We start from the raw sequence: 23,316 nt of genomic DNA on the forward strand, positions 1-23,316 counted from the left end.
CGCGACTAACCGCTTGATCCTCCGAAGAAGTTCCCAGCGTTGCCGTTGCCCCTGCTGTCACCCTCGGTGTCGCTGGGGGATGGCGAGGGACTCGTCTCACCGGTTCCGCCGTTGTCGCCTCCGCCGTTCACGCCGCCGGCGTCGTCCTGGCAGCCGAAGAAGCTGTTGCAGGTATCGGACGGGGAGGGCGACGGCTCGGTCTCCGTCTTGCTGGGGCTCGGGGACGGCGAGGGGCTTGTCTCGTCTTCGCTCTCCGTGACCGACGGGCTGGGCGACGGGAGCGGGTCCTCGTTGACGACCTCACCGATGGGCACAGGCTCCGGGAAGCTCTTCTTCGGCAGATTCTTCATGGCCTCGGCCATGTAGTCGTGCCAGATCTCCGCCGGGAACGAGGCACCGTGGATCTTCTTCTGGCCACCCGTTCCGAACATCTTCAGGAAGGTGCGGTTCTTCTTGGTCTCGTCGTCGTCGTACCGGAACATGGTGATCGCGGTCGACAGCTGGGGCGTGTAGCCGACGAACCAGGCCGACTTGTTGCCGTCGGTGGTACCGGTCTTGCCGGCCACTTCACGACCGGGCAGCTGCGCGGCGGTACCCGTTCCCTTCTCGACCACGGTCTTCAGCACGTCCGTGACGTTGTCGGCGACCGCCGAAGTGAATCCCTGATCGGTCTGGGTCTTGTGCGTGTAGATCACGCCCTCCTGGCTCGTGACCTTCTGGACCGAGTAGGGGTCACGCTGCTTGCCACTGGCGGCGAAGGTGGCATAGGAACCCGCCATCCGGATCGCGCTCGGGTCGGAGATGCCGATCGAGAACGACGGGAAGCCGGCGCCGGTGAGGCTGCCCTCCTTGACACCGGCGCTGGTGGCGGCCTCCTTCACCTTGTCCAGGCCGACATCCATGCCCAGCTGGACGAAGGCCGAGTTCACCGACTCGCGCATCGCCTCACGCAGGTCGATCTTGTAGTTGGGCGGGCTGCCGTAGTCGGCCTGGCCGTCATTGGTCTGCAGCCACTCCTCGCCCTTCTCGTTCTTCCAGACCGATCCGTCGTACTCCTTGATCTTGAGCTTGTTCTGACCGCTGAACAGGCTCTTGGGGGAGACGATGGTGCGTTCGTCCTGGGCCTGCGACGACCCCAGGTCCTTGTCACGGACGCCCCAGGTCATCGCCGCCGCGAGGACGAACGGCTTGAACGTCGAACCCACCTGGGCACCGGTCTGGTCGGCGTTGTTGGTGAAGTGCTTGGTCGCGTCCTCACCGCCGTAGATCGCCTCGATGGCACCGGTCGCCGGGTTCACGGACGCCCCGCCGAACTGGACGTGCGTGTCCTCGGGACGTTTTTCCGGCTTGATGTTGGCCTTCTGGACCTTCGAGACCGCCGTCGTGAGTTGCTTGACCTTGTTCTTGTCGAAGGTCGTGTAGATCGAGTAGCCACCCTGCTGAAGCTTGTCCTGGGTGATCCCGGTTTCCTTGCCGTTGGTGATCACGTAGCTGTTGGCGAGGTCGACGAGGTAGCCGACCTGGCCGCTCAGCTGGGTGTTCGAGCGCGGATTCTTCCACGCGGGCAGCTGGGTGTATTTGGCACGAGTCGCGGCGTCCAGGTGCTTGTACTCGACCATCTTGTCGAGGGTGTCCTGCATCTGGTTCAGAGCACGCTTGCTGTTGGCCTCCGGCGTCGCCCCGGTCGGGTCGATGGAGCGGGAGCCTGCCGGGTCGTAGTAAGTGGCGCCCTTCAGCGTGGCGGCCAGGAAGGCACACTCACCCTCGTTGAGGTCGATGGCGTCCTTGTCGAAGTACGCGCGGGCGGCCGCCTGAATGCCGTAGGCGTTGCGCCCGTAGTACGCCGAGTTCAGATAGCCCTCGATGATGTCGTCCTTGTCCTGCTCCGCCCCGACCTTGATCGAGACGAAGATCTCCTTGAACTTCCGGGAGATCGTCTGGGACTGGTCGTTCAGCATGGCGTTCTTGACGTACTGCTGGGTGATGGTCGAGCCACCCTGCGTCTGTCCGCCCCGCGCCATGTTGAACACCGCGCGCGCGATGCCCTTGGGGTCGATTCCGCTGTCGTCGTAGAACGTCTTGTTCTCCTGCGAGATCACCGCCCAGCGCATCGCCTCGGGGATCTGTGAGAGACCGATGATCTGGCGGTTCGTCTCACCACCGGTGGCAACCATCTGACTGCCGTCGGACCAGTAGTAGACGTTGTTCTGTGCCTCGGCCGTCTCGTCGACCTTGGGGATGTCGACGACGGCGTACCCAACGCCCGCCACCGCGACCAGGCTGCCCATGAACGCAACGAACAGGCCGGTGACGAGCTTCCAGGACGGCACCCAGCGCTGCCAGCCGTACTTGCCCGCGCGCGGATAATCGATCAGGCGCTTCTTGCCGGGCGCCGGGCGCCCTCCGCCCCGGCCCGGGGGTCCGGACGGACCGCCTCGGCGGCTTCCTGCGGGCTCGGCGGCTCTGCGCCGGCCACCCGTGCTTCTCTGTGCCGCGCGGCGGCCGTCGGCACGGCCACCGGACGACGGCTCCTCGCCTCCAGGCCCGTGGAAACCCGACCCGTACGAGTCGGAAGGAGACCCGGTGGCGCCTCGCGGTGCCGCACGGCGGCCGGAGGACGAGCCGGACTGGCCGCGTCGGGCCGCGGCACGTCCGCCTTCCTGCGACTGCGGCGGTTTGCGACGGTGCTCGCTCATCGAACGACTACTCCTCGGGCAGGCGCATCCGTGCGCGCCTGGAAACGGCGGCTGGTTTCCTGTCCCCCCGAAGTACGGATGAGGTTGCTGGCGCATTCACCCGTACCGCACCGGGGAACTCGACGCCCCCCGGCGTCACGCGAGTCCCGGTGGTTTGCATGGCGCACAGACTACGCACTGTCAAAACCTGCCTAGTCCCGAAGTTCACCCCAAAACAGGCAACTTGCCTGCAACGAATCGGTGATGTGATCCCGTTCACCATCGACCCTCTTGTCCAAGCCCGGAGGTCGTTCTATCGTGCTGATGTATCGAGTCGATACATCAGCACGGCATAAGACCGTCAGCGGACCCGTCACCACGGGCGCGGAAGAGAGGGGAGGCGACGATGAGCCGGCGTTCCGGGATCCTCGAATTCGCCGTCCTCGGCCTGCTCCGCGAGTCCCCGATGCACGGCTACGAGCTGCGCAAACGACTCAACACATCACTGGGCGTGTTCCGTGCGTTCAGCTACGGAACCCTCTATCCCTGCCTCAAGACGCTCGTCGCCAACGGCTGGTTGATCGAGGAACCGGGGAACAGCGGGGAGGACGCTCTCGCCGCCTCTCTCACCGGGCGTCGCGCCAAGATCGTCTACCGGCTGACGGCAGAAGGTAAGGAACACTTCGAGGAGCTGCTCTCCCAGACGGGCCCGGACGCGTACGAGGACGAGACCTTCGCCGCTCGCTTCGCCTTCTTCGGGCAGACCTCCCGCGATGTGCGCATGCGCGTCCTGGAGGGCCGCCGCAGCCGCCTGGAGGAGCGTCTCGAGAAGATGCGCGCCTCCCTGGCGCGCACCAGGGAGCGCCTCGACGACTACACGCTTGAGCTCCAGCGCCACGGAATGGAGTCCGTGGAGCGCGAAGTGCGCTGGCTGAACGAGCTCATCGAGAGCGAGCGGGCCGGACGGGACCTGAAAGGTTCCGGCTCCGGGGGGTCCGCTCAGCAGAACAACACATCTGGATCGACGGGCGGCCTGCCCCGTCCCGGGGACAACCCCGGGACGGATACGCCCGGCGAAACCGCCACGTGAGAGCCCATTCAGGGCCTCACTCATACACACAGGGAGCAACCGGAATGGGTTCGGTTCGCGTAGCCATCGTCGGCGTGGGCAACTGCGCGGCGTCGCTGGTGCAGGGCGTCGAGTACTACAAGGACGCCGACCCGGCGTCCAAGGTCCCGGGCCTGATGCACGTGCAGTTCGGGGAATACCACGTCGGTGACGTCGAGTTCGTCGCCGCCTTCGACGTCGACGCGAAGAAGGTCGGCCTCGACCTCTCCGACGCCATCGGTGCCAGCGAGAACAACACGATCAAGATCTGTGACGTCCCGAACAAGGGCGTCACGGTTCAGCGCGGCCACACCCTCGATGGTCTGGGCAAGTACTACCGCCAGACCATCGAGGAGTCCGCCGAGGAGCCGGTCGACATTGTCCGGATCCTCAAGGACAAGCAGGTCGACGTGCTCGTCTGCTACCTGCCTGTCGGTTCCGAGGACGCGGCGAAGTTCTACGCCCAGTGCGCCATCGACGCCAAGGTCGCCTTCGTCAACGCCCTTCCGGTCTTCATCGCCGGCACCAAGTCCTGGGCGGACAAGTTCACCGAGGCCGGCGTTCCGATCGTCGGCGACGACATCAAGTCGCAGGTCGGCGCCACCATCACCCACCGTGTGATGGCGAAGCTGTTCGAGGACCGCGGTGTCCGTCTCGAGCGCACGATGCAGCTCAACGTCGGCGGCAACATGGACTTCAAGAACATGTTGGAGCGTGACCGCCTCGAGTCCAAGAAGATCTCGAAGACGCAGGCCGTCACCTCGCAGATCCCCGACCGCGACATGGGCGAGAAGAACGTCCACATCGGTCCTTCGGACTACGTGGCCTGGCTGGACGACCGCAAGTGGGCATACGTCCGTCTCGAGGGCCGTGCCTTCGGTGACGTCCCGCTGAACCTGGAGTACAAGCTCGAGGTGTGGGACTCCCCGAACTCGGCGGGTGTCATCATCGACGCCCTGCGCGCCGCGAAGATCGCCAAGGACCGCGGCATCGGCGGCCCGATCCTGTCGGCGTCGAGTTACTTCATGAAGTCCCCGCCGGTCCAGTACTTCGACGACGAGGCCTACGAGAACGTCGAGAAGTTCATCCGCGGCGAAGTCGAGCGCTGATTCGGCCGAGCACGGCGCGCGGACTCCACACAGGGTCGCGTGCCGGCTCGGCACAGCACACCGCGCTGTTGCCGACAGCGCTGAAAATTCGCTCCTGCCAGGGCTGACGAGGGTCCCCGGGTCCATGTGATCCGGGGACCTCGCCGTGTGTGAGGCTGTCCCTCATGGCCGTCGTCCGCGATCTACGCGTCCTGCTGCGCTTCGGTGCCTTCCGGCGCCTGCTCGCCGTACGGCTCCTCTCCCAGTGCGCCGACGGCGTCTACCAGGTCGCACTCGCGGCCTACGTCGTCTTCTCCCCGGAGAAACAGACCTCGGCCACCGCGATCGCCTCCGCCATGGCGGTTCTGTTGCTCCCGTACTCCCTGGTGGGCCCCTTTGCCGGCGTCCTCCTCGACCGCTGGCGGCGCCGTCAGGTGTTCCTCTACGGAAACCTCCTGCGCGCCCTGTTGGCGTCCGTCACGGCCGTCCTCATCATCGGCGGCGTTCCGGACTGGCTCTTCTACGCTTCCGCCCTCTGCGTCACCGCGGTCAACCGCTTCGTTCTCGCCGGCCTGTCGGCGGCTCTGCCGCGGGTGGTCGACGCGGAGCGCCTGGTCATCGCCAACTCCCTCTCACCGACCGCCGGGACGCTCGCCGCGACCGCGGGAGGTGGACTCGCCTTCGTGGTCCGGCTGCTGGTCGCGGACTCCGACGCCGCCATCGTGCTGCTGGGCTCGGCGCTGTATCTGTGCGCCGCTCTGATGTCCCTGCGCCTTGCGGTGGACCTGCTCGGCCCCGAGCGGGAACGGGTCCCACCCCGCCTCACGGCGGCTCTCCGGGGCACGGCCCGCGGTCTGGCAGCCGGCCTGCGACACCTCGCCGAGCCGGCTCGCCGACGAACGGCCTGGGCGCTCGGCGCGATCACGCTGATGCGGTTCTGCTACGGCGCCCTCACGGTCATGATGCTGATGCTCTGCCGGTACGCCTGGTCCTCCGATTCCGAGGAGGGGCTGGCCCTGCTCGGGCTGGCGGTGGGCATCGCGGGCCTGGGCTTCTTCGTGGCGGCCGTGGTGACCCCGTCGGCGGCCGGGCGGCTGGGTCCCGGCCGCTGGATCGTGGTCTGCTCGGCCTCGGCAGCCGTCCTGGAGCTCGCGCTGATGCTCCCGTTCAGCGAAGCCGCCGCGTTCACCGCGGTCTTCGTCCTGGGACTCGTCACCCAAGGGGCGAAGATCGCCACCGACACCATCGTCCAGTCCTCCGTGGAGGACGGCTTCCGCGGCCGCGCCTTCTCCCTCTATGACGTGCTGTTCAACGTCGCCTTCGTCGGCGCCGCCGGAGTGGCCGCCGTGATGCTGCCGCCGGACGGGCGGTCCACGGCTCTGGTGGTCACGGTCGCCGTTATCTACGGGGCTGTTTCTGTAGCAATGGCCCGATTTACACGCCAGTAAGTGTCACATCAATGCCACAGACACCCCCTGGGCTACAGGGTTGTCAGTGGGGGCCGGTAGCTTACGTGCGTCTTATCTCGCGTCTCACGCGTCACACACCTAATGCTCTCTAGGGGGACCCCCAAGTGACGACTCCGCCGCCTCAGGGCGAGAATCCGTTTGCGCAGCAGGGCCAGCAGCCCTACGGCCAGCCCCAGGGCCAGGCTCCGTATCCGCCGCAGCCCGGCTTCCCGCAGCAGGCCAACTCCCCCTACGGAGCGGTCCCCCCGGCGCCGCCCAGCCGCAAGCTCAGCTTCAAGCTGATCAAGAACGTCGTGATCGTCCTGGCGGTCATCGGCGCGGGTATCGCTTACTTCATAACGAGCCAGGACGACGCCAGCGCCGCAGCGGTCGGCGACTGCATGCACCGCGGCAGCACGAACGACAACGACCCCGACCTCGAGATCGTCGAGTGCAGTTCCTCGAAGGCCCAGTACGTGGTGCTGGCGAAGGTCAAGGGCGACTACTCCGCGACCTCCGCAGAGACCAAGTGCTCGACAGAGGCCAAGGACTTCCAGTACACGTACACCGAGACCGGTGACGGCAGTAACTTCCTGCTCTGCCTGAAGGACTACTCCAAGTAAGGCAGTCGCAGCGAAGGGGCGGTGTTTCACGTGAAACACCGCCCCTTCGCCTATCGAAGCGGGGTCATGTTTCACGTGAAACATGACCCCGCTTCACACCCTCACCCTTCCTTGGCCCACCACTCCCGGAGCGCCGCCACCGCCGCGTCGTACCCCATCGGCCCGTTCTCCAGCCGCAGCTCCAGCAGGTGCTTGTACGCCTTGCCCACCGCGGGACCGGGGCCGACGCCCAGAATCTCCATGATCTGGTTGCCGTCGAGGTCCGGGCGGATCGAGTCCAGCTCCTCCTGCTCCTTCAACTCGTCGATCCGCTCCTGCAGTCCGTCGTACGCGCGCGAGAGCGCGGTCGCCCTGCGCTTGTTGCGCGTCGTGCAGTCCGAGCGAGTCAGCTTGTGCAGACGGTCGAGGAGCGGTCCAGCGTCCCGGACGTACCGGCGGACAGCGGAGTCCGTCCATTCACCCGTGCCGTAGCCGTGGAAGCGCAGGTGGAGTTCGACCAGGCGCGAGACGTCCTTCACCAGTTCGTTGGAGTACTTCAGCGCGGTCATGCGCTTCTTGGTCATCTTCGCGCCGACCACCTCGTGGTGGTGGAAGGAGACCCGGCCGTCCTCCTCGAACCGGCGGGTGCGCGGCTTGCCGATGTCGTGCAGCAGCGCGGCCAGACGGAGGGTGAGGTCCGGCCCGTCCTCCTCCAGCTCGATCGCCTGCTCCAGGACGATCAGCGTGTGCTCGTAGACGTCCTTGTGCCGGTGGTGCTCGTCACTCTCCAGCCGCAGAGCGGGCAGTTCCGGGAGCACATGCTCGGCGAGCCCGGTGTCGACGAGCAGCGTCAGGCCCTTGCGCGGGTGCGTGGAGAGGATCAGCTTGTTGAGCTCGTCCCGAACCCGTTCGGCCGAGACGATCTCGAGCCGGCCGGCCATCCCGGTCATCGCCGCGATGACCTCCGGAGCCACCTCGAAGTCGAGCTGGGCGGCGAAACGGGCAGCACGCATCATTCGCAGCGGGTCGTCCGAGAAGGACTCCTCGGGCGTCCCCGGGGTGCGCAGCACCCGTGCGGCGAGGTCGTCGAGGCCACCGTGGGGATCGATGAACTCCTTCTCCGGGAGCGCCACGGCCATCGCGTTCACCGTGAAGTCACGCCGGACCAGGTCCTGCTCGATGGAGTCGCCGTACGACACCTCGGGCTTGCGGGAGGTGCGGTCGTAGGCCTCCGACCGGTAGGTGGTCACCTCGATCTGGAAGCTTCGATCAGCGTCTCCGACCCGGGCTTCCTTCTGCGCGGCCACCGTGCCGAAGGCGATCCCGACCTCCCACACGGCATCCGCCCAGGGTCGGATGATCTTCAGTACATCCTCGGGGCGGGCGTCCGTCGTGAAGTCCAGGTCGTTGCCGAGCCGGCCGAGCAACGCGTCCCGGACCGAGCCTCCGACCAGGGCGAGTGAGAATCCGGCCTCCTGGAATCGGCGGGCCAGGTCGTCGGCGACAGGCGCCACCCGCAGGAGTTCACTCACCGCGCGGTGCTGCACCTGGCTCAGGGCACTGAGGTTGTCTTCGTTGGCGTTCGGCACAACAGAAGAGGGTACGTGGCCCAGCACAGCGCGGGCGCCCCTATTAGGGCGGACCGACACCCTCCACGACAGCCCCATAAGCCAGCATTTGCGACACATATGGCCGCTCTTCTTTATACGAGCACATAGGGGATGTCACCGCGCTCGCACCTGATCTTGTGGAGCAGACCGCGGCACTTCCTCTCAGCGGGCATCGTTACCATGCGTGGACGCACATTCCGACGACCACTGACGACGACGAGGGACGGACGAGCGCGTGGCCGAGGCGGCAGACTTCCCGGGGATGGCTCCCTCACCTGCCCGCCGGTGGCTGGGGCGCACCGGAGCACTGCTCGCGGCGGCGCCTCTGCTGGCCGGTCTGCTCCAGCTGCCCGCGTCCTCGGCGCACGCCGCGGAACAGACCGTCGCCAAGGAAGCCTCCGACACGGGCACGGTGACCGTCGCCGTCGACACGCTCAGCCCCAGTGTCCCCACCGAGGGCGACACGCTGACCGTCTCCGGCACGGTGACCAACAAGGGCAAGCAAACCGTCACGGACGCTCATGTGGACCTGCGTGTGGGAGCCGCGCTGACCACCCGCTCGGCGATCGACAGAACCGCCAAACGGTCGGACGACATCACCAGCTCCACCGGATCCGTCGTGGGCGACAAATACGTCGCCAAGTTCGCCAAGCTCACTCCCGGGGTCTCCGAACAGTTCAGCATCTCCGTACCGGTCGACGAGCTCGACCTCGGAGACGGCGGTGTGTACCCGCTGGGCGTCGCCTTGTCGGGCGAGACGTCCGCGAAGCCGTGGGAGCGGGTGCTGGGTGTCCAGCGGACGTTCCTGCCGTGGCAGCCCGACGAGGCCGACACCAAAACGCGTACGACCGTCCTGTGGCCACTGATCTCGGACGTCCACATGACCGCCGAGACCGGGTCGAACGAACAGCAGACCCCGGTGTTCCTCAACGACGACCTCGCTGCGGAGATCTCTCCCGGCGGCCGCCTCGACCAGCTTCTGAGCCTCGGCAAGAGCCTCGACGTGACCTGGGTGATCGACCCGGCCCTGCTCGCCTCCGTGGACGCAATGACCGAGCGGTACAACATCGTCGCCGGGGACACCACCACGGCAGGCGAGCACCAGGCCGTCGCCGGCCGGTGGCTCGCCGGACTTCAGCAGGCCGTGCAGGGCAAACAGGTCGTCGCGCTGCCTTACGCCGACCCTGACCTGGCCTCCCTCGCGCACAGCGGCACCAGCGTCACCGGCTCCCTGAACCAGCTCAAGGCCGCCACCGGTGTCGCCGCCAGCACGGTGGAGACCGTGCTCCATGTGACCCCCAGCACCGACTTCGCCTGGCCTGTGGAGGGTGCCGTCGACCCGTCGATCGTGAAGGTCGCCACCTCCGCGGGCGCCGACAAGGTGATCGCGCGCAGCGACAGCCTCAAGGAGAAGGGCGGCCTGTCGTACACCCCCTCCGCGGCCCGCCCCATCGGCGGCGGTACCACCGCGGTCGTCGCGGACTCCGGGCTGTCGGAGGCGTTCCAGGGCGACCTGACGAAGGCCTCCGCTTCCACGCTCGCCGTGCAGGAGTTCCTCGCGCAGAGCCTGTCGCTGAATCTCCAGACGGACAAGCAGCGCAGCATCGTCGTCGCTCCCCAGCGCATGCCGACCGCGGGTCAGGTCCAGGCGATGGCGGAAGCGGTGACCGCTCTGCAGGACGGAACCTGGTCACAGGCCCAGCAGCTCACGGCGACCGCGGCGGCCAAGCCCGACCCCCGCGCCGCGACGAGGGTGCCGTCCCGGTCGGAGTACCCCTCCTCGCTCACCAAGCGGGAGCTGCCGCGGTCGGCCTTCGTGGACATCGCGACCACGCAGGACCGGCTCGACAACTTCAAGGTGATCCTGACCGACTCCTCCCGGGTGGTGACCCCCTTTGGGCGCGCCATCAACCGCGAGATGTCCACATCCTGGCGGGGCCGGACCACCGCGGCGAGCAGCTTCCGCCAGGGTGTCCAGGCCTACCTCACCACGCTGGCCGAACAGGTCACGCTGATCCAGAAGTCCGAGCTCAAGCTCTCCGGACGCAGCGCCACGATCCCGGTGACGGTGCAGAACAACCTCGTGCAGGGTGTCGACCGCCTGGTTCTGCGACTCACCTCGACCAATCCGACCCGTCTCGAGATCGACGGCGAGGCCTACGACGAGCAGCCCATCGAAGTCTCCGGCGGACACAGCACAACGGTGAAGTTCACCACCTCGGCCAAGGCCAACGGCCAGGCGGCGGTCGTCGCCCAGCTGTACACGGAGGACGGCAGGGCATACGGCGCGCCGGTCACCTTCGACGTGAAGGTCACCGAGTTCACGGCCACCGTGATGCTCGTCATCGGCGGCGGTGTCCTGCTGCTCGTGCTGGCCGGCTTCCGGATGTACACCCAGCGCAAGCGCGCCGCGGCCCGAGAGTCCGAGGACAACAGCACCGCCGAGACGGACCCGGAATCCGGCACGGCCGAGAACTCGCAGGACTCCGGGAACGGACCCGACGCAGAATCGGACGCCCGGTCCGGGGCAGACGACCCGGTGCAGCCGAGTGACGGGACACCGGACACCGCAGCGGAAAGCACCGACCCGTCCGGGACGGGTGAGAGAGTGGACCGTTGAGGATGTCGTGGCCGGTCGGCCCGGAACGATGAGGTGGGGTAACCATGAACGCGCCGTACGACGGTGACCGCGGCCAGGCCGCGGGCAGCTCGGGGTACCCCGAGGGCCCGCCGCCCGAGCACGGCCAGGTGCCGCCGCAGCACCCCGCGGACATGTACCTCCAGGACGCCTACGACCAGGACCCGTACAGGTCCCAGGACCTCACCGCTCAGGATCCGGTCGCCGAGGCGCTCTACGACCGTGCCGCGCACCCCCCGCCGCCGCCCGGAGCCCACCCTCCCCAGCAGCCGCTCTACGGCCCGCCGCAGCAGTCCCCCTACGCTCCCGACCCCCACGTGTGGGCCCAGACGCCCGCGCCCGAGCCGGAGGGCCCGACGCAGCATCTGCCGTATGGCGACGACCCCCGTACCACCCAGTTCGTGGGCGTCGACGACCTCGTCACGCACTCCGGCCAGGAGCACCACGAGCCGGACGCCTTCGCCCATCTCTTCCGGGACCAGCAGCAGGGCGGCGCACGCCCGCCGATGGACGCGCCCGCGGTACCGGGGCCGGCGCACGCTCCGGGCGGATACGTCCCGAGCGGATACGTCCCGAGCGGACAGGTTCCGGCGGCGCAGTACCAGGCATCCGCGACCGCCCATGCGCCGGTGCCCGCCGATCCGGCCTCCGGCGCCGACCAGACCATGAACCTCACCGCCACCCCGGCGGCCCCGGCGCCCTCCTCGAAGAAGAGCGGGCGGGCCTCGGGACTGCTGAAGTCGAGCGCGGTGATGGCGGCGGGCACGATGGTCTCCCGGCTGACCGGATTCATCCGGTCAGCGATGATCGTCTCCGCCCTGGGTCTCGGTTTCCTCGGCGACTCCTTCCAGGTCGCCTACCAGCTGCCGACCATGATCTACATCCTGACCGTCGGCGGTGGCCTCAACTCCGTCTTCGTACCGCAGCTCGTCCGCGCCATGAAGGACGACGACGACGGCGGCGAGGCGTACGCCAACCGCCTGCTGACGCTCGTGATGGTGGCCCTGGCTGCACTCACCGGGCTCGCGATGGTCGCCGCGCCGCTCCTGGTCCGCATGCTGGCGAACCCCGTCGCCAGCAACCCCGCGGCCAACGAGGTCGCCGTCACCTTCACGCGCTACTTCCTGCCCTCGATCTTCTTCATGGGCGTCCATGTGGTGATGGGCCAGATCCTCAACGCGCGTGGGAAGTTCGGCGCGATGATGTGGACCCCGGTCCTGAACAACGTCGTCATCATCGTGACGCTGGGCATGTTCCTCTGGGTGTACGGCACCGCGGCGGACTCCGAGATGAGCGTCACGAACATCCCGCCGCAGGGCCAGCGGCTGCTCGGCATCGGCATCCTGCTCGGCCTGGTCGTCCAGGCCCTCGCGATGATCCCGTACCTGCGCGAGACCGGCTTCCGGATGCGGCTGCGCTTCGACTGGAAGGGCCACGGCCTCGGCAAGGCAGCCATGCTCGCCAAGTGGACGATCCTGTTCGTCCTGGCCAACCAGGCGGGCGCGCTGGTCGTCACCCAGCTGTCCATCGCTGCCGGCGTCGACTCGGGCGTCAAGGGCACCGGTTTCGCCGCCTACGCCAACGCACAGCTGATCTGGGGCCTGCCGCAGGCCATCATCACCGTGTCCCTGATGGCCGCGCTGCTGCCTCGCATCTCGCGCTCGGCTGCCGAACAGGACGCGGGTGCCGTCCGTGACGACATCTCCCAGGGCCTGCGCACCACAGCCGTCGCCATCGTGCCCATCGCCTTCGGTTTCATCGCTCTCGGCGTCCCGATGTGCACCCTGATCTTCGGCTCCTCGGGCATCAGCGAGGCCACGAACATGGGCTTCATGCTGATGGCCTTCGGCCTCGGCCTGATCCCGTACTCGGTGCAGTACGTCGTCCTGCGCGCCTTCTACGCCTACGAGGACACGCGAACCCCCTTCTACAACACGGTGATCGTGGCGGCCGTCAACGCCGTCGCCTCCGCCACCTGCTACTTCGTACTCCCGGCCCGCTGGGCCGTGGTCGGCATGGCCGCCTCCTACGGTCTGGCCTACGTCATCGGTGTCGGTGTCGCCTGGAACCGGCTGCGCAAGCGGCTCGGCGGGGACCTGGACGGCTCCCGGGTGCTGCGGACGTACGCGCGGCTGTGCATCGCCGCCGTACCGGCCGCCCTGCTCAGCGGCGCCGCCTGCTACGGCATCGCACAGACTCTCGGCCAGGGTGTCGTCGGTTCCTTCGCCGCGCTGCTGGCCGGTGGCGGCGTCCTGCTCGGCGTGTTCTTCGTCGCCGCCCGCCGTATGCGGATCGAGGAGCTCAACTCGCTCGTCGGTATGGTGCGCGGACGCCTGGGCCGATGAGGCGGGGGTAGGCGCACAACCATCGTCCGCCGCCGCGTGTCGTGCATAGCGGCGGACTGTGGGCACAATTGGGTTCGGCGTCGGACGGCGCGCACGAGGTCGGACGGCGCGCATGGATGGGGAGGCAGGAACGACGGTGGCGGAACGGAGTACGGCTGCCGTCGACGTGGCAGACAACAGCGGCGACGAGCCGCTGACCGCACAGGCGGACCAGTCCACGGCTGACGGTGTGGCCAAGAACCGGGAGCGGGAAACGGACAGCGACGAGGCACAGGGGAGTGGCGGGGCCGAGAGTCCCGGGAAGGCCTCGGCGCCAGAACTGCACAGCGGCCACAAACTCGCCAGACGCTACCGCCTCGAGGACTGCGTCACCCGTCTGGACGGTTTCAGCAGTTGGCGTGCGGTCGACGAGAAACTCCGCCGTGCCGTCGGCGTCCATGTTCTGCCCGCGGATCACACGCGGGCCCGTTCCGTTCTGGCGGCGGCCCGGTCCTCCGCCCTGCTCGGCGACCCTCGGTTCGTCCAAGTCCTGGACGCGGTCGAGGAGAACGACCTCGTCTACGTCGTCCACGAGTGGCTGCCCGACGCCACCGAGCTGACCACGCTCCTCGCTTCCGGGCCGCTGGAGCCGCACGACGCGTACCAGATGGTGAGTCAGATCGCCTCCGCCATGGCGGCCGCCCACCGCGAGGGGCTCGCGCACCTGCGGCTGAACCCCAACGCCGTGCTGCGCACCTCCACCGGTCAGTGGCGCATCCGCGGCCTCGCCGTGAACGCGGCGCTGCGCGGTGTCAGTTCCGACACCCCGCAGCGCACCGACACCGAGGCGATCGGCGCCCTGCTGTACGCGGCGCTCACCCAGCGCTGGCCGTACGAGAACGACGCCTACGGTCTGTCCGGGCTGCCCAAGGCCGTCGGGCTGATCGCCCCCGACCAGGTGCGGGCCGGCGTCCACCGGGGCCTGTCGGAGCTGGCCATGCGCGCTCTCGTCAACGACGGGGCGACCGCCTCCCGGCACGAGTCCGCGTGCGCCACACCGGAGGACCTGGTCAAGGCCATCGGTGAGATGCCCCGCATCCGCCCGCCGGAGCCCGCGTTCACCGCACCCCCCGAGTACCAGCGCACGACGTACCAACAGGGCAGCTACGGCCGTCCCTCGGTGCACCCGGGCGCCACCCAGCCGGTGCAAACCCCGCCGCCTCCGTTGCAGAGCCGCACCGGCAAGGCGCTGAAGTGGGCAGTATCCGCACTGCTCATCGCTGCCCTCGGACTCGGCAGCTGGCAGCTCGCGGAGGCCCTGATAAACCGGGTCAACTCCGACGACAAGAACCAGACGCAGACAACGGACGGCGACGACAACAACAGTGCCGCGCCCAAGCCCGTCCAGCAGCTCAAGATCCAGGGCTCGCAGGAGTACGTCGCCAGCGGTTCCGCCCAGGCTCCGGAGGACGTCGGCAACACCTATGACGGCGACAGTTCCACCTACTGGCGGACCAAGCAGTACACCGAGGGTCCGACCCTCGCTCCGTACAAGCCCGGAGTAGGCATCGTCTACGACCTCGGATCGGCACAGGAGTTGTCAGCGGCGTCGATAGGGCTCCGGTACGCCGGCGACCACACGACCGTGAAGCTCTACGCCACCGACTCGCTCAACCCGTCCACGGGCCTCGGCGGAATGAAGGAAATCGGTACCGCAGAGACCAGCGGTACCTCTCTCACGGTGAAGGCATCGAAGACGGTGAAGACCCAGTACGTGCTGCTCTGGATCACCGCCGTACCGAAAGCGCCCACCGATGGCTACAGTGGCGCCGGCTACAAGCAGGCCATCACCGACGTGAAGTTCACGGGCTGAAGTCTCACCCGAGGGGGAGGGGGTCCGATGGCAGCAGGCGCCCGATACGAGGGAATCAGCGATCACGACCTCCTCACCCGCCACGTGGAGGGCGATCCAGACGCCTTCGGTGAGCTTGTACGGCGTCACCGCGACCGGCTCTGGGCGGTGGCCCTCAGGACCCTGGGGGACCGCGAGGAGGCCGCTGACGCGGTTCAGGATGCCCTCGTGTCTGCCTACCGGGCCGCCCACACCTTCCGCGGCCAGTCCGCCGTCACCACCTGGCTGCACCGGATCACGGTCAACGCCTGTCTGGACCGGGCCCGCAAAGCGGCGTCCCGCAAAACCTCCCCGGTCGACGACACCGAACGCCTGGAGCAGTTGCTGCAGCCGCACGAATCGGCCTCGGCACCCGCCGAGCGCAACGACCTGCACCGCCAGCTCCTCGAAGCTCTCGGCACCCTGCCGCCCGACCAGCGTGCGGCGCTCATCCTGGTGGACATGCAGGGCTATCCCGTCGCCGAGGCCGCCCGTGTGCTCGACGTTCCGACAGGGACGGTGAAGAGTCGCTGCGCCCGGGGCAGAGCGAGACTCCTGCCACTCCTCACCCATCTGCGGCCGGCCGACTCCGGAGAGATGAGAGAAACCGGGCGAGGACGGAACCGGGCGGAGGGGACATCCGTCCCACCGGCAGCGGGTCCTCGGGACGAGGGCCCGGACGGCGCCGGGACCGGCGATTCAGCTGCTGTGAAGGGCGGAGGTGGGCGAACGTGACATCGACGACGGACACGGCCGGGCACCCGGACGTCACGGAGATCTCCGACCTCACCGAGGGCCTGCTCTCTCCCGACCGCAGTGCGGAAGTGCGTCGGCATCTGGACGACTGCGTGCTCTGTGCGGACGTCCACGCGTCGCTGGAAGAGATCCGCGGCCTCCTGGGGAGGCTGCCCGGGCCGACGCGGATGCCGGACGATGTCGCCCACCGCATCGATGCCGCACTCGCCGCGGAAGCCTTGATCAGCGCCACGGCTCCGGAGCCCTCCACACTCGGGTCGGACAGCGGTGCGCATGTTTCACGTGAAACATGCGCGTCACCGCCTCCGCCCGCAGGACGTGCCCGAACCACCAGCACCGGCCCTGGCCGCAAGGATCGCCGGCGGAGCGGCCGTCGCAGGGTCGTCGTACTGGGGACCGTCTTCGCCGCGCTGGGTCTGGGGTCGGTCCTGGTGTCCTCGCTGAACGGCGACGAGGGACCGGGCACGGCGGCGCCCGGTCAGCGGGCTACCGTCGCGGACAGCTTCTCCGAGAGCGGTCTGCAACAGCAGGTCACCGATCTCCTCGCCACCTCCCCCAGCTCCACCCCGCACACTCTGGGAATGCAGGGCGAGCCCGAGACGAAGACTCCCAGGGTCTTCCAGCAGCCCACGGTGCCCGGCTGTGTCCAAAAGGGCATGGATCGGAAGGACGCTGCCCTCGCCGTCGAGAAGGGCACATACCAGGGGAGGGATGCTCTCCTGGTAGTCCTCCCTGACAGCTCGGACAGCACCCGGGTCACCGCGTACCTGATGGATGCGACCTGTGTCAGCAAGCCGTTGTCCGGCACTGCGAAGATCCTTCTGAAGGACTCCTACACCCGCCCCTGACGCCTAGGCCTGTGTCCCCGTCATGCATCGAATCCCGTACGGCGTCGGCCCCTTGGTGTGCCCGGACACAGCGGGAATGCGCGCCCCTTAGGATCCGTTGGGTGGGGTGAGAGTTTCCAGAAGCTCCCCCGGTCGATCGACATAGACCAGAGACGAGGAATGAAGCCGTGAGCGACGTCCGAAACGTGATCATCATCGGCTCCGGGCCCGCCGGCTACACGGCGGCGCTCTACACCGCGCGCGCATCACTGAAGCCGCTGGTGTTCGAAGGGGCCGTCACTGCGGGCGGCGCCCTGATGAACACCACCGAGGTCGAGAACTTCCCCGGCTTCCAGGACGGCATCATGGGTCCCGAGCTCATGGACAACATGCGCGCCCAGGCCGAACGCTTCGGCGCCGAACTGATCCCCGACGACGTCGTCTCCGTGAACCTCTCCGGTGAGATCAAGACGGTGACCGACACGGCGGGCACGGTCCACCGGGCCAAGGCCGTGATCGTCACCACCGGCTCCCAGCACCGCAAGCTCGGCCTGCCCAACGAGGACGCCCTCTCCGGCCGCGGCGTCTCGTGGTGTGCCACCTGTGACGGCTTCTTCTTCAAGGACCAGGACATCGCCGTGATCGGTGGTGGCGACACCGCGATGGAGGAGGCCACGTTCCTGTCGCGCTTCGCCAAGTCCGTGACGATCGTCCACCGCCGGGACACCCTGCGCGCCTCCAAGGCCATGCAGGAGCGTGCCTTCGCCGACCCGAAGATCTCGTTCGTCTGGGACAGCGAGGTCGCCGAGATCCAGGGCGACCCGAAGTTGGCCGGCCTGAAGCTGCGCAACCTCAAGACCGGTGAACTCTCCGACCTGGCGGTGACGGGTCTGTTCATCGCGATCGGCCACGACCCGCGCACCGAACTCTTCAAGGGCCAGCTCGACTTGGACGAGGAGGGCTACCTGAAGGTCGTCGCCCCGTCCACCCGGACGAACGTGACCGGTGTCTTCGCCGCCGGCGATGTCGTCGACCACACATACCGTCAGGCGATCACCGCTGCCGGCACCGGCTGCTCCGCCGCCCTCGACGCCGAGCGCTACCTCGCCGCCCTCGCGGACGAGGAGCAGGCAGAGCCTGAGAAGACCGCCGTCTGACCCCCTCACACCCCACCGCACACATCATTTAAAGGAGCCCGCCGTGGCCGACCTCAAGCACGTAACCGACGACTCCTTCGAGGAGGACGTCCTCAAGAGCGGCAAACCCGTCCTGGTGGACTTCTGGGCTGCCTGGTGCGGCCCCTGCCGCCAGATCGCTCCGTCCCTCGAGGCGATCGCGGCCGAGTACGGCGACAAGATCGAGGTCGTCAAGCTCAACATCGACGAGAACCCGGGTACCGCCGCCAAGTACGGCGTGATGTCCATCCCGACCCTGAACGTCTACCAGAACGGCGAGGTCGCTAAGACCATCGTCGGCGCCAAGGCGAAGGCTGCGCTCGTGCGCGACCTTGAGGACTTCATCGGCTAGTGACGTTCTGAGCGTCGTGCGAACGGCGCATGTTTCACGTGAAACACGAATGGCCGACCCGGAAGGGTCGGCCATTCGTACATCCCGGAGCCGATCACAGGGGCCGCAACGCCGGCTCCTTCTGTACGGCTCCCAGGAGTCGGTCGAGCGCCATCTCCACGTCTTCCTTCCAGGAGAGAGTGGTGCGCAGCTCCAGCCGCAGCCGCGGATGAGAAGGATGCGGCCTGACCGTCTTGAAGCCCACCGCCAGTAGATGGTCGGCCGGCAGAAGGCACGCAGGGTCCTTCCAGCGGGCGTCACCGAACGCCTCGATCGCTTTGAAGTCCCGTCGCAGGAGATCCTTGGCGACCGTCTGGACCATCACTCGCCCGAGCCCCTGGCCCTGGTAGCCCGGCATGATGAACGCCGTCATCAGCTGCACCGCATCCGGAGAGACAGGGCTCGTGGGGAACGCCGTCGAACGGGGAACGTACGCCGGCGGAGCATAGAGCACGTAGCCCACCGGGACGTCATCGACGTAGACGACCCGGCCGCAGGACCCCCAGTCGAGCAGGACCGCGGAGATCCAGGCCTCTTTCTCCACCGCCGCTGTGCCGGCCCTTACCGCTGCCTCACCGCTGACGGGGTCCAGCTCCCAGAAGACACACGAGCGGCAGCGCTGGGGAAGGTCCTGAAGGTTGTCCAGCGTGAGCGGTACGAGCCGACGCCCCATGAAGGCTGATCCTCGCTTCCTTCGCCCGCGGCATCGCGAGCGGCAGTCAAAGCACTGCGTTCCCTGATCAGGCTGCCGACGAACCCGCCGACCGCGCCGATCCCCAGGGCCGCGCCCACCAGTCCGGTCCGGCTCATCGTTCGCATGGCCCCCGCCTCCCACTCAAAGGTGTCATCAGGTGGTCGCGCCATAGCTCATCGCATCGTATCCACGACGCCATTCCCTCGACACCGCCCGAAAGCAAAGAGCGAGCCGGGTTCCGGACGCACCGGAGGCGGCTCGCTCTTGGCAGTTGGCGGGGCGGCAGGGCCCGGCCAAGGGACGCTCAGTCGTCCGTTTCCTCAGCCTCGCCCTCCACCAGGCCCTTCTGGAGGACGGGCCCTTCACCGGGTGCCAAGCTGCCGAGGATCCGCTCAAGGTCTTCCATCGAGGCGAACTCGACGGTGATCTTGCCCTTCTTCTGCCCCAGGTCGACCTTCACCCGCGTCTCGAAACGGTCCGAGAGCCGGCTGGCGAGGTCCGACAGGGCCGGCGACACCCGGCCTCCGGCACGAGGTCCCTTGGCACGCTGAGGAGCCTGCGGGCGCGACCCCATGAGGGTCACGATCTCCTCGACCGCCCGTACGGACAGCCCCTCCGCCACGATGCGGTGGGCGAGCCGGTCCTGCTCCTCCGAGTCGTCGACAGAGAGCAGGGCCCGGGCATGACCCGCCGAGAGGACACCGGCCGCCACCCGGCGCTGGACCGCCGGGGAGAGCCTCAGCAGCCGCAACGTGTTGGAGACCTGGGGACGCGAGCGCCCGATCCGGTCCGCCAACTGGTCGTGGGTGCAGTTGAAGTCCTTGAGCAACTGGTCGTAGGCGGCAGCCTCCTCGAGCGGGTTCAACTGAGCCCGGTGGAGGTTCTCCAGCAACGCGTCCAGAAGGAGCTTCTCGTCATCCGTGGCCCGCACGATCGCCGGGATGGCCTCCAGACCGGCCTCACGGCACGCCCGCCAGCGCCGCTCACCCATGATCAGCTCGTAGCGCCCGGGACCGGTCTGCCGTACGACGACCGGCTGGAGGAGGCCGACCTCCTTGATGGAGGTGATCAGCTCCTGGAGCGCGTCCTCGTCGAACACCTCACGCGGCTGACGCGGGTTCGGCGTGATGGAGTCGAGTGGAAGTTCCGCGAAGTGGACTCCCATGGGCGGTGCGGGAACGTCCGCGGCCCCGTTCGCCGAGGGTTCCTCTGTTTCACGTGAAACAGGCGGCAGCGTGGCCACCTTCGCCGCGGCCACCCCTCGGTCGGTCGTCAGGACCGGAACACCGGCGGAGGACGTCGTGGTCACGCCTCCCACGGCGGTCTGCGCCGGTGTCCTCTCGGTCGGGGCAGCAGGGATCAGTGCGCCAAGACCACGGCCCAGCCCCCTCCGTCGATCACTCACTGGATCCCCTCCATGGTCGGGTTGTTCTGAGCGCCGATGTGGGCATGGGTGCCGTCATAGCTGACACCGACACCCCTCAACGCAATCTCTCGGGCTGCTTCAAGGTAGGACAGTGCACCGCTCGATCCGGGATCGTACGTCAGTACCGTCTGCCCGTAGCTCGGCGCTTCGGAGATGCGGACGGAGCGGGGAATGCTCGTCCGCAGCACCTCGTCGCCGAAGTGGGTGCGCACCTCATCGGCGACCTGCGACGCGAGACGCGTCCGGCCGTCATACATGGTGAGCAGGATGGTCGAGACGTGGAGGGTGGGGTTGAGGTGGCCCCGCACCAGCTCGACGTTACGCAACAGCTGACCCAGTCCCTCCAGTGCGTAGTACTCGCACTGGATCGGGATGAGAACCTCCTGGCCTGCCACCATCGCGTTGACCGTCAACAGGCCGAGCGAGGGCGGGCAGTCGATCAGGACATAGTCCAGCGGCTGCTCGTACGCCTGGATGGCTCGCTCGAGTCGGCTCTCGCGCGCCACCAGCGACACCAGCTCGATCTCCGCACCGGCGAGATCGATGGTGGCTGGAGCGCAGAAGAGGCCTTCGACATCGGGGACGGGCTGGACCACTTCCGCCAGCGGGCGGCTCTCGACCAACACGTCGTAGATTGACGGAACCTCGGCGTGGTGGTCGATCCCGAGGGCGGTGGACGCATTGCCCTGCGGGTCGAGGTCGATCACCAGGACACGGGCACCGTGCAGGGCCAGCGATGCGGCAAGGTTGACGGTCGTCGTCGTCTTGCCAACGCCGCCTTTCTGGTTGGCGACCACCATGATGCGCGTCTGCTCAGGCCGTGGCAGGCCCTCGCCGGCGCGGCCGAGAGCCTCTACCGCCAGTTGGGCAGCACGACCGATCGGAGTGTCGTCCATCGGAGGCGGTGTTTCACGTGAAACATCCTCCCCCATCGACTCGGTACGGGGACCGGGGACCGGATCGGTCATCGGTCCCGCGATGTTGGCGTCGGACCGCAAGGATTCACTCTCCTCGACTTCAGGCTCGCAATGAACAGAGCCTCCCATGCCTCCGGGGTCGCGAACCAGTGAGGCCTGGTCTTCTGTGGAGAAATCCACCTCTGTGGACAACTCCGTCCCCTTGACGAGTGAGCCGAGAGGCTTCCGGTCACGGGGTTCGGCGGCGGCGCGACCGCGGCTGATGATGCCGTGCAGCAATGAGCGACGTTTCACGTGAAACACGATGCACAGCGCCCGCCGCCGAATTGCCGCGACACTCCGTCATGCGCAGGTTGGGCAGCTTGTGTGGAGTACGGCCTTCTTTGGGCCCGGATCAGCGGCGACGGCGTGTGCGCCCTGTCCGGGCCGCCTTGGCACGCTTCGCGGCGAACCTCACACCGCCGGGGCTCTCCCCGACCTCGACCCGCACGACCGTGGACAGCGGATCCACCAGTCCCTCGCCGACGTGCAGGATCGACGTGCTCACCGCACCGAGCTTGCTGAGCGCGGTGGCCGCGCTTTTCAACTCCTCCTCGGCAGTGTCCCCCTTCAGCGCAAGCATCTCCCCGTAGGGACGGAGCAAGGGGATTCCCCAGGCGGCCAGGCGGTCCAGCGGAGCCACCGCCCGCGCGGTCACGACATGGACCGGCGAAAGCTTGCCCATGACCTCTTCGGCCCGCCCGCGTACAACGGTCACGTGGTCAAGGCCGAGAAGCTCGACGACCTCGGTCAGGAAGTTCGTGCGCCGCAGAAGGGGCTCCAGCAGAGTGATCTTCAGATCCTCCCGCACGAGAGCCAGGGGAATGCCCGGCAGGCCGGCGCCGGAACCGACGTCGCACACCGTCACATCCTCGGGCACGGCTTCGGAAAGCACCGCGCAGTTCAGGATGTGCCTCTCCCACAGCCGGGGCACTTCCCGTGGGCCGATGAGCCCACGCTGCACACCTGCCTCGGCCAGCAGCTCGGCATACCGGACCGCATCCGCGAAGCGATCACCGAATACCTCGCGTGCTTGCTCGGGCGCAGGGGGGAGCTCCGCTGCCTCCGTCACGGGGACCGTCCTTCCGTACCGCATCGGCGCCTTTCAGCGCCGGCCACCAGAACTACCAGGTCTGACAAGACCGGCCCCGCCTGCGCGACAGACGGGGCCGGGAAAACGTACGCGCTGAATCAGTTGGGCAGCACGACGACGAAGCGCTGCGGTTCTTCACCCTCGGACTCGCTGCGCAAACCGGCCGCCTTGACCGCGTCGTGGACGACCTTGCGCTCGAACGGCGTCATCGGGTTCAGCTTGACCGGCTCGCCACTGTTCCTCGCGTCGGCCGCGGCCTTGGCGCCCAGCTCGGAGAGTTCGGTGCGCTTCTTGGCCCGATAGCCCGCGATGTCCAGCATCAGCCGGCTACGGTCCCCGGTCTCCCGGTGCACGGCAAGACGCGTCAGCTCCTGCAACGCCTCCAGCACCTCGCCGTCCCGGCCGACGAGCTTGTACAGGTCACGGCCTGCCACGTCACTGATGATCGACACCGAAGCGCGGTCGGCCTCGACATCCATATCGATGTCGCCGTCGAGATCGGCGATGTCCAGCAGACCCTCGAGGTAGTCCGCCGCGATCTCGCCCTCCTGCTCCAGGCGGGTCAGGGTGTCTGCACCCTCGGCGGCGGCGGAGGTGGTGCCTTCCGTCACGGG

General features: G+C 67.8%; 18 protein-coding genes. 11 read left to right on the forward strand and 7 right to left on the reverse strand.

Going from position 1 to position 23,316, the window contains the following annotated elements; all coding sequences use genetic code 11:
- Window positions 1-5: 5 nt before the first annotated feature.
- Window positions 6-2,696, reverse strand: a complete 2,691-nt coding sequence (locus P1P75_RS02745; RefSeq protein WP_319251425.1) for a transglycosylase domain-containing protein — start codon at window positions 2,694-2,696, stop codon at window positions 6-8.
- Window positions 2,697-3,081: 385 nt separating this feature from the next.
- On the opposite strand from P1P75_RS02745, the gene P1P75_RS02750 reads away from it, so the two are divergent.
- The 4 genes from P1P75_RS02750 to P1P75_RS02765 all read left to right on the forward strand — a co-directional run bounded on the left by P1P75_RS02750 (window position 3,082) and on the right by P1P75_RS02765 (window position 6,942).
- Entirely contained in the window at window positions 3,082-3,765 is a 684-nt protein-coding gene (locus P1P75_RS02750) for a helix-turn-helix transcriptional regulator (protein WP_319251427.1), read from the forward strand.
- Window positions 3,766-3,809: 44 nt separating this feature from the next.
- Window positions 3,810-4,892 (forward strand): inositol-3-phosphate synthase, encoded by a 1,083-nt coding sequence (locus P1P75_RS02755; protein ID WP_319251430.1) that lies wholly within the window; start codon window positions 3,810-3,812, stop codon window positions 4,890-4,892.
- Window positions 4,893-5,056: 164 nt separating this feature from the next.
- The gene (locus P1P75_RS02760; protein WP_319251432.1) at window positions 5,057-6,319 is read left to right on the forward strand and encodes an MFS transporter; all 1,263 of its coding nucleotides are present in this window, start codon (window positions 5,057-5,059) and stop codon (window positions 6,317-6,319) included.
- Window positions 6,320-6,444: 125 nt separating this feature from the next.
- The gene (locus P1P75_RS02765; protein ID WP_319251434.1) at window positions 6,445-6,942 is read left to right on the forward strand and encodes a hypothetical protein; all 498 of its coding nucleotides are present in this window, start codon (window positions 6,445-6,447) and stop codon (window positions 6,940-6,942) included.
- A gap of 101 nt (window positions 6,943-7,043) precedes the next feature.
- On the opposite strand, the gene P1P75_RS02770 is transcribed toward P1P75_RS02765, so the two are convergent.
- Complete coding sequence (locus tag P1P75_RS02770; protein WP_319251436.1) at window positions 7,044-8,510, reverse strand: CCA tRNA nucleotidyltransferase; 1,467 nt, start codon at window positions 8,508-8,510, stop codon at window positions 7,044-7,046.
- A gap of 256 nt (window positions 8,511-8,766) precedes the next feature.
- Between P1P75_RS02770 and P1P75_RS02775 the strand changes: the two genes are divergently transcribed.
- The 7 genes from P1P75_RS02775 (at window position 8,767) to trxA (ending at window position 18,494) form a co-directional block, all read left to right on the forward strand.
- Complete coding sequence (locus P1P75_RS02775; RefSeq protein WP_319251438.1) at window positions 8,767-11,151, forward strand: DUF6049 family protein; 2,385 nt, start codon at window positions 8,767-8,769, stop codon at window positions 11,149-11,151.
- 44 nt (window positions 11,152-11,195) lie between these two features.
- Window positions 11,196-13,514 carry a murein biosynthesis integral membrane protein MurJ gene (gene murJ / locus P1P75_RS02780; protein ID WP_319251440.1) on the forward strand — a complete coding sequence of 773 codons (2,319 nt, stop codon included), beginning with the start codon at window positions 11,196-11,198 and terminating at the stop codon, window positions 13,512-13,514.
- Between the two features lie 136 nt (window positions 13,515-13,650).
- Window positions 13,651-15,366, forward strand: a complete 1,716-nt coding sequence (locus P1P75_RS02785) for a protein kinase family protein (RefSeq protein ID WP_319251442.1) — start codon at window positions 13,651-13,653, stop codon at window positions 15,364-15,366.
- Between the two features lie 27 nt (window positions 15,367-15,393).
- Complete coding sequence (gene sigM / locus P1P75_RS02790; RefSeq protein ID WP_319251444.1) at window positions 15,394-16,119, forward strand: RNA polymerase sigma factor SigM; 726 nt, start codon at window positions 15,394-15,396, stop codon at window positions 16,117-16,119.
- Window positions 16,116-16,988, forward strand: a complete 873-nt coding sequence (locus P1P75_RS02795; protein WP_319251446.1) for a hypothetical protein — start codon at window positions 16,116-16,118, stop codon at window positions 16,986-16,988. The genes sigM and P1P75_RS02795 overlap by 4 nt, the downstream gene beginning before the upstream one ends.
- 167 nt (window positions 16,989-17,155) lie before the next feature.
- Complete coding sequence (gene trxB, locus P1P75_RS02800; RefSeq protein WP_319251448.1) at window positions 17,156-18,124, forward strand: thioredoxin-disulfide reductase; 969 nt, start codon at window positions 17,156-17,158, stop codon at window positions 18,122-18,124.
- A 43-nt stretch (window positions 18,125-18,167) separates the two neighbouring features.
- Window positions 18,168-18,494, forward strand: coding sequence for a thioredoxin (gene trxA / locus P1P75_RS02805; protein ID WP_319251450.1), 327 nt, complete (start codon window positions 18,168-18,170; stop codon window positions 18,492-18,494).
- A 94-nt stretch (window positions 18,495-18,588) separates the two neighbouring features.
- Here trxA and P1P75_RS02810 read toward each other — a convergent pair whose 3' ends face one another.
- The 5 genes from P1P75_RS02810 to P1P75_RS02830 all read right to left on the reverse strand — a co-directional run bounded on the left by P1P75_RS02810 (window position 18,589) and on the right by P1P75_RS02830 (window position 23,313).
- Window positions 18,589-19,206, reverse strand: a complete 618-nt coding sequence (locus P1P75_RS02810) for a GNAT family N-acetyltransferase (RefSeq protein ID WP_319251452.1) — start codon at window positions 19,204-19,206, stop codon at window positions 18,589-18,591.
- A 325-nt stretch (window positions 19,207-19,531) separates the two neighbouring features.
- Window positions 19,532-20,632, reverse strand: a complete 1,101-nt coding sequence (locus tag P1P75_RS02815) for a ParB/RepB/Spo0J family partition protein (protein WP_319251454.1) — start codon at window positions 20,630-20,632, stop codon at window positions 19,532-19,534.
- A complete protein-coding gene (locus P1P75_RS02820) occupies window positions 20,629-21,699 on the reverse strand; it encodes a ParA family protein (protein WP_319251470.1) in 1,071 nt (356 codons plus the stop codon). The genes P1P75_RS02815 and P1P75_RS02820 overlap by 4 nt, the downstream gene beginning before the upstream one ends.
- Before the next feature lie 265 nt (window positions 21,700-21,964).
- The gene (gene rsmG / locus P1P75_RS02825; protein WP_319251456.1) at window positions 21,965-22,681 is read right to left on the reverse strand and encodes a 16S rRNA (guanine(527)-N(7))-methyltransferase RsmG; all 717 of its coding nucleotides are present in this window, start codon (window positions 22,679-22,681) and stop codon (window positions 21,965-21,967) included.
- A 119-nt stretch (window positions 22,682-22,800) separates the two neighbouring features.
- Window positions 22,801-23,313: a R3H domain-containing nucleic acid-binding protein gene (locus tag P1P75_RS02830; RefSeq protein ID WP_319251458.1), complete on the reverse strand. Its 513-nt coding sequence runs from the start codon at window positions 23,311-23,313 to the stop codon at window positions 22,801-22,803.
- Window positions 23,314-23,316 lie beyond the last annotated feature (3 nt).

The organism is Streptomyces sp. ID05-39B (genome assembly GCF_033794725.1).
Taxonomy (GTDB): Bacteria; Actinomycetota; Actinomycetes; order Streptomycetales; family Streptomycetaceae; genus Streptomyces; species Streptomyces bobili.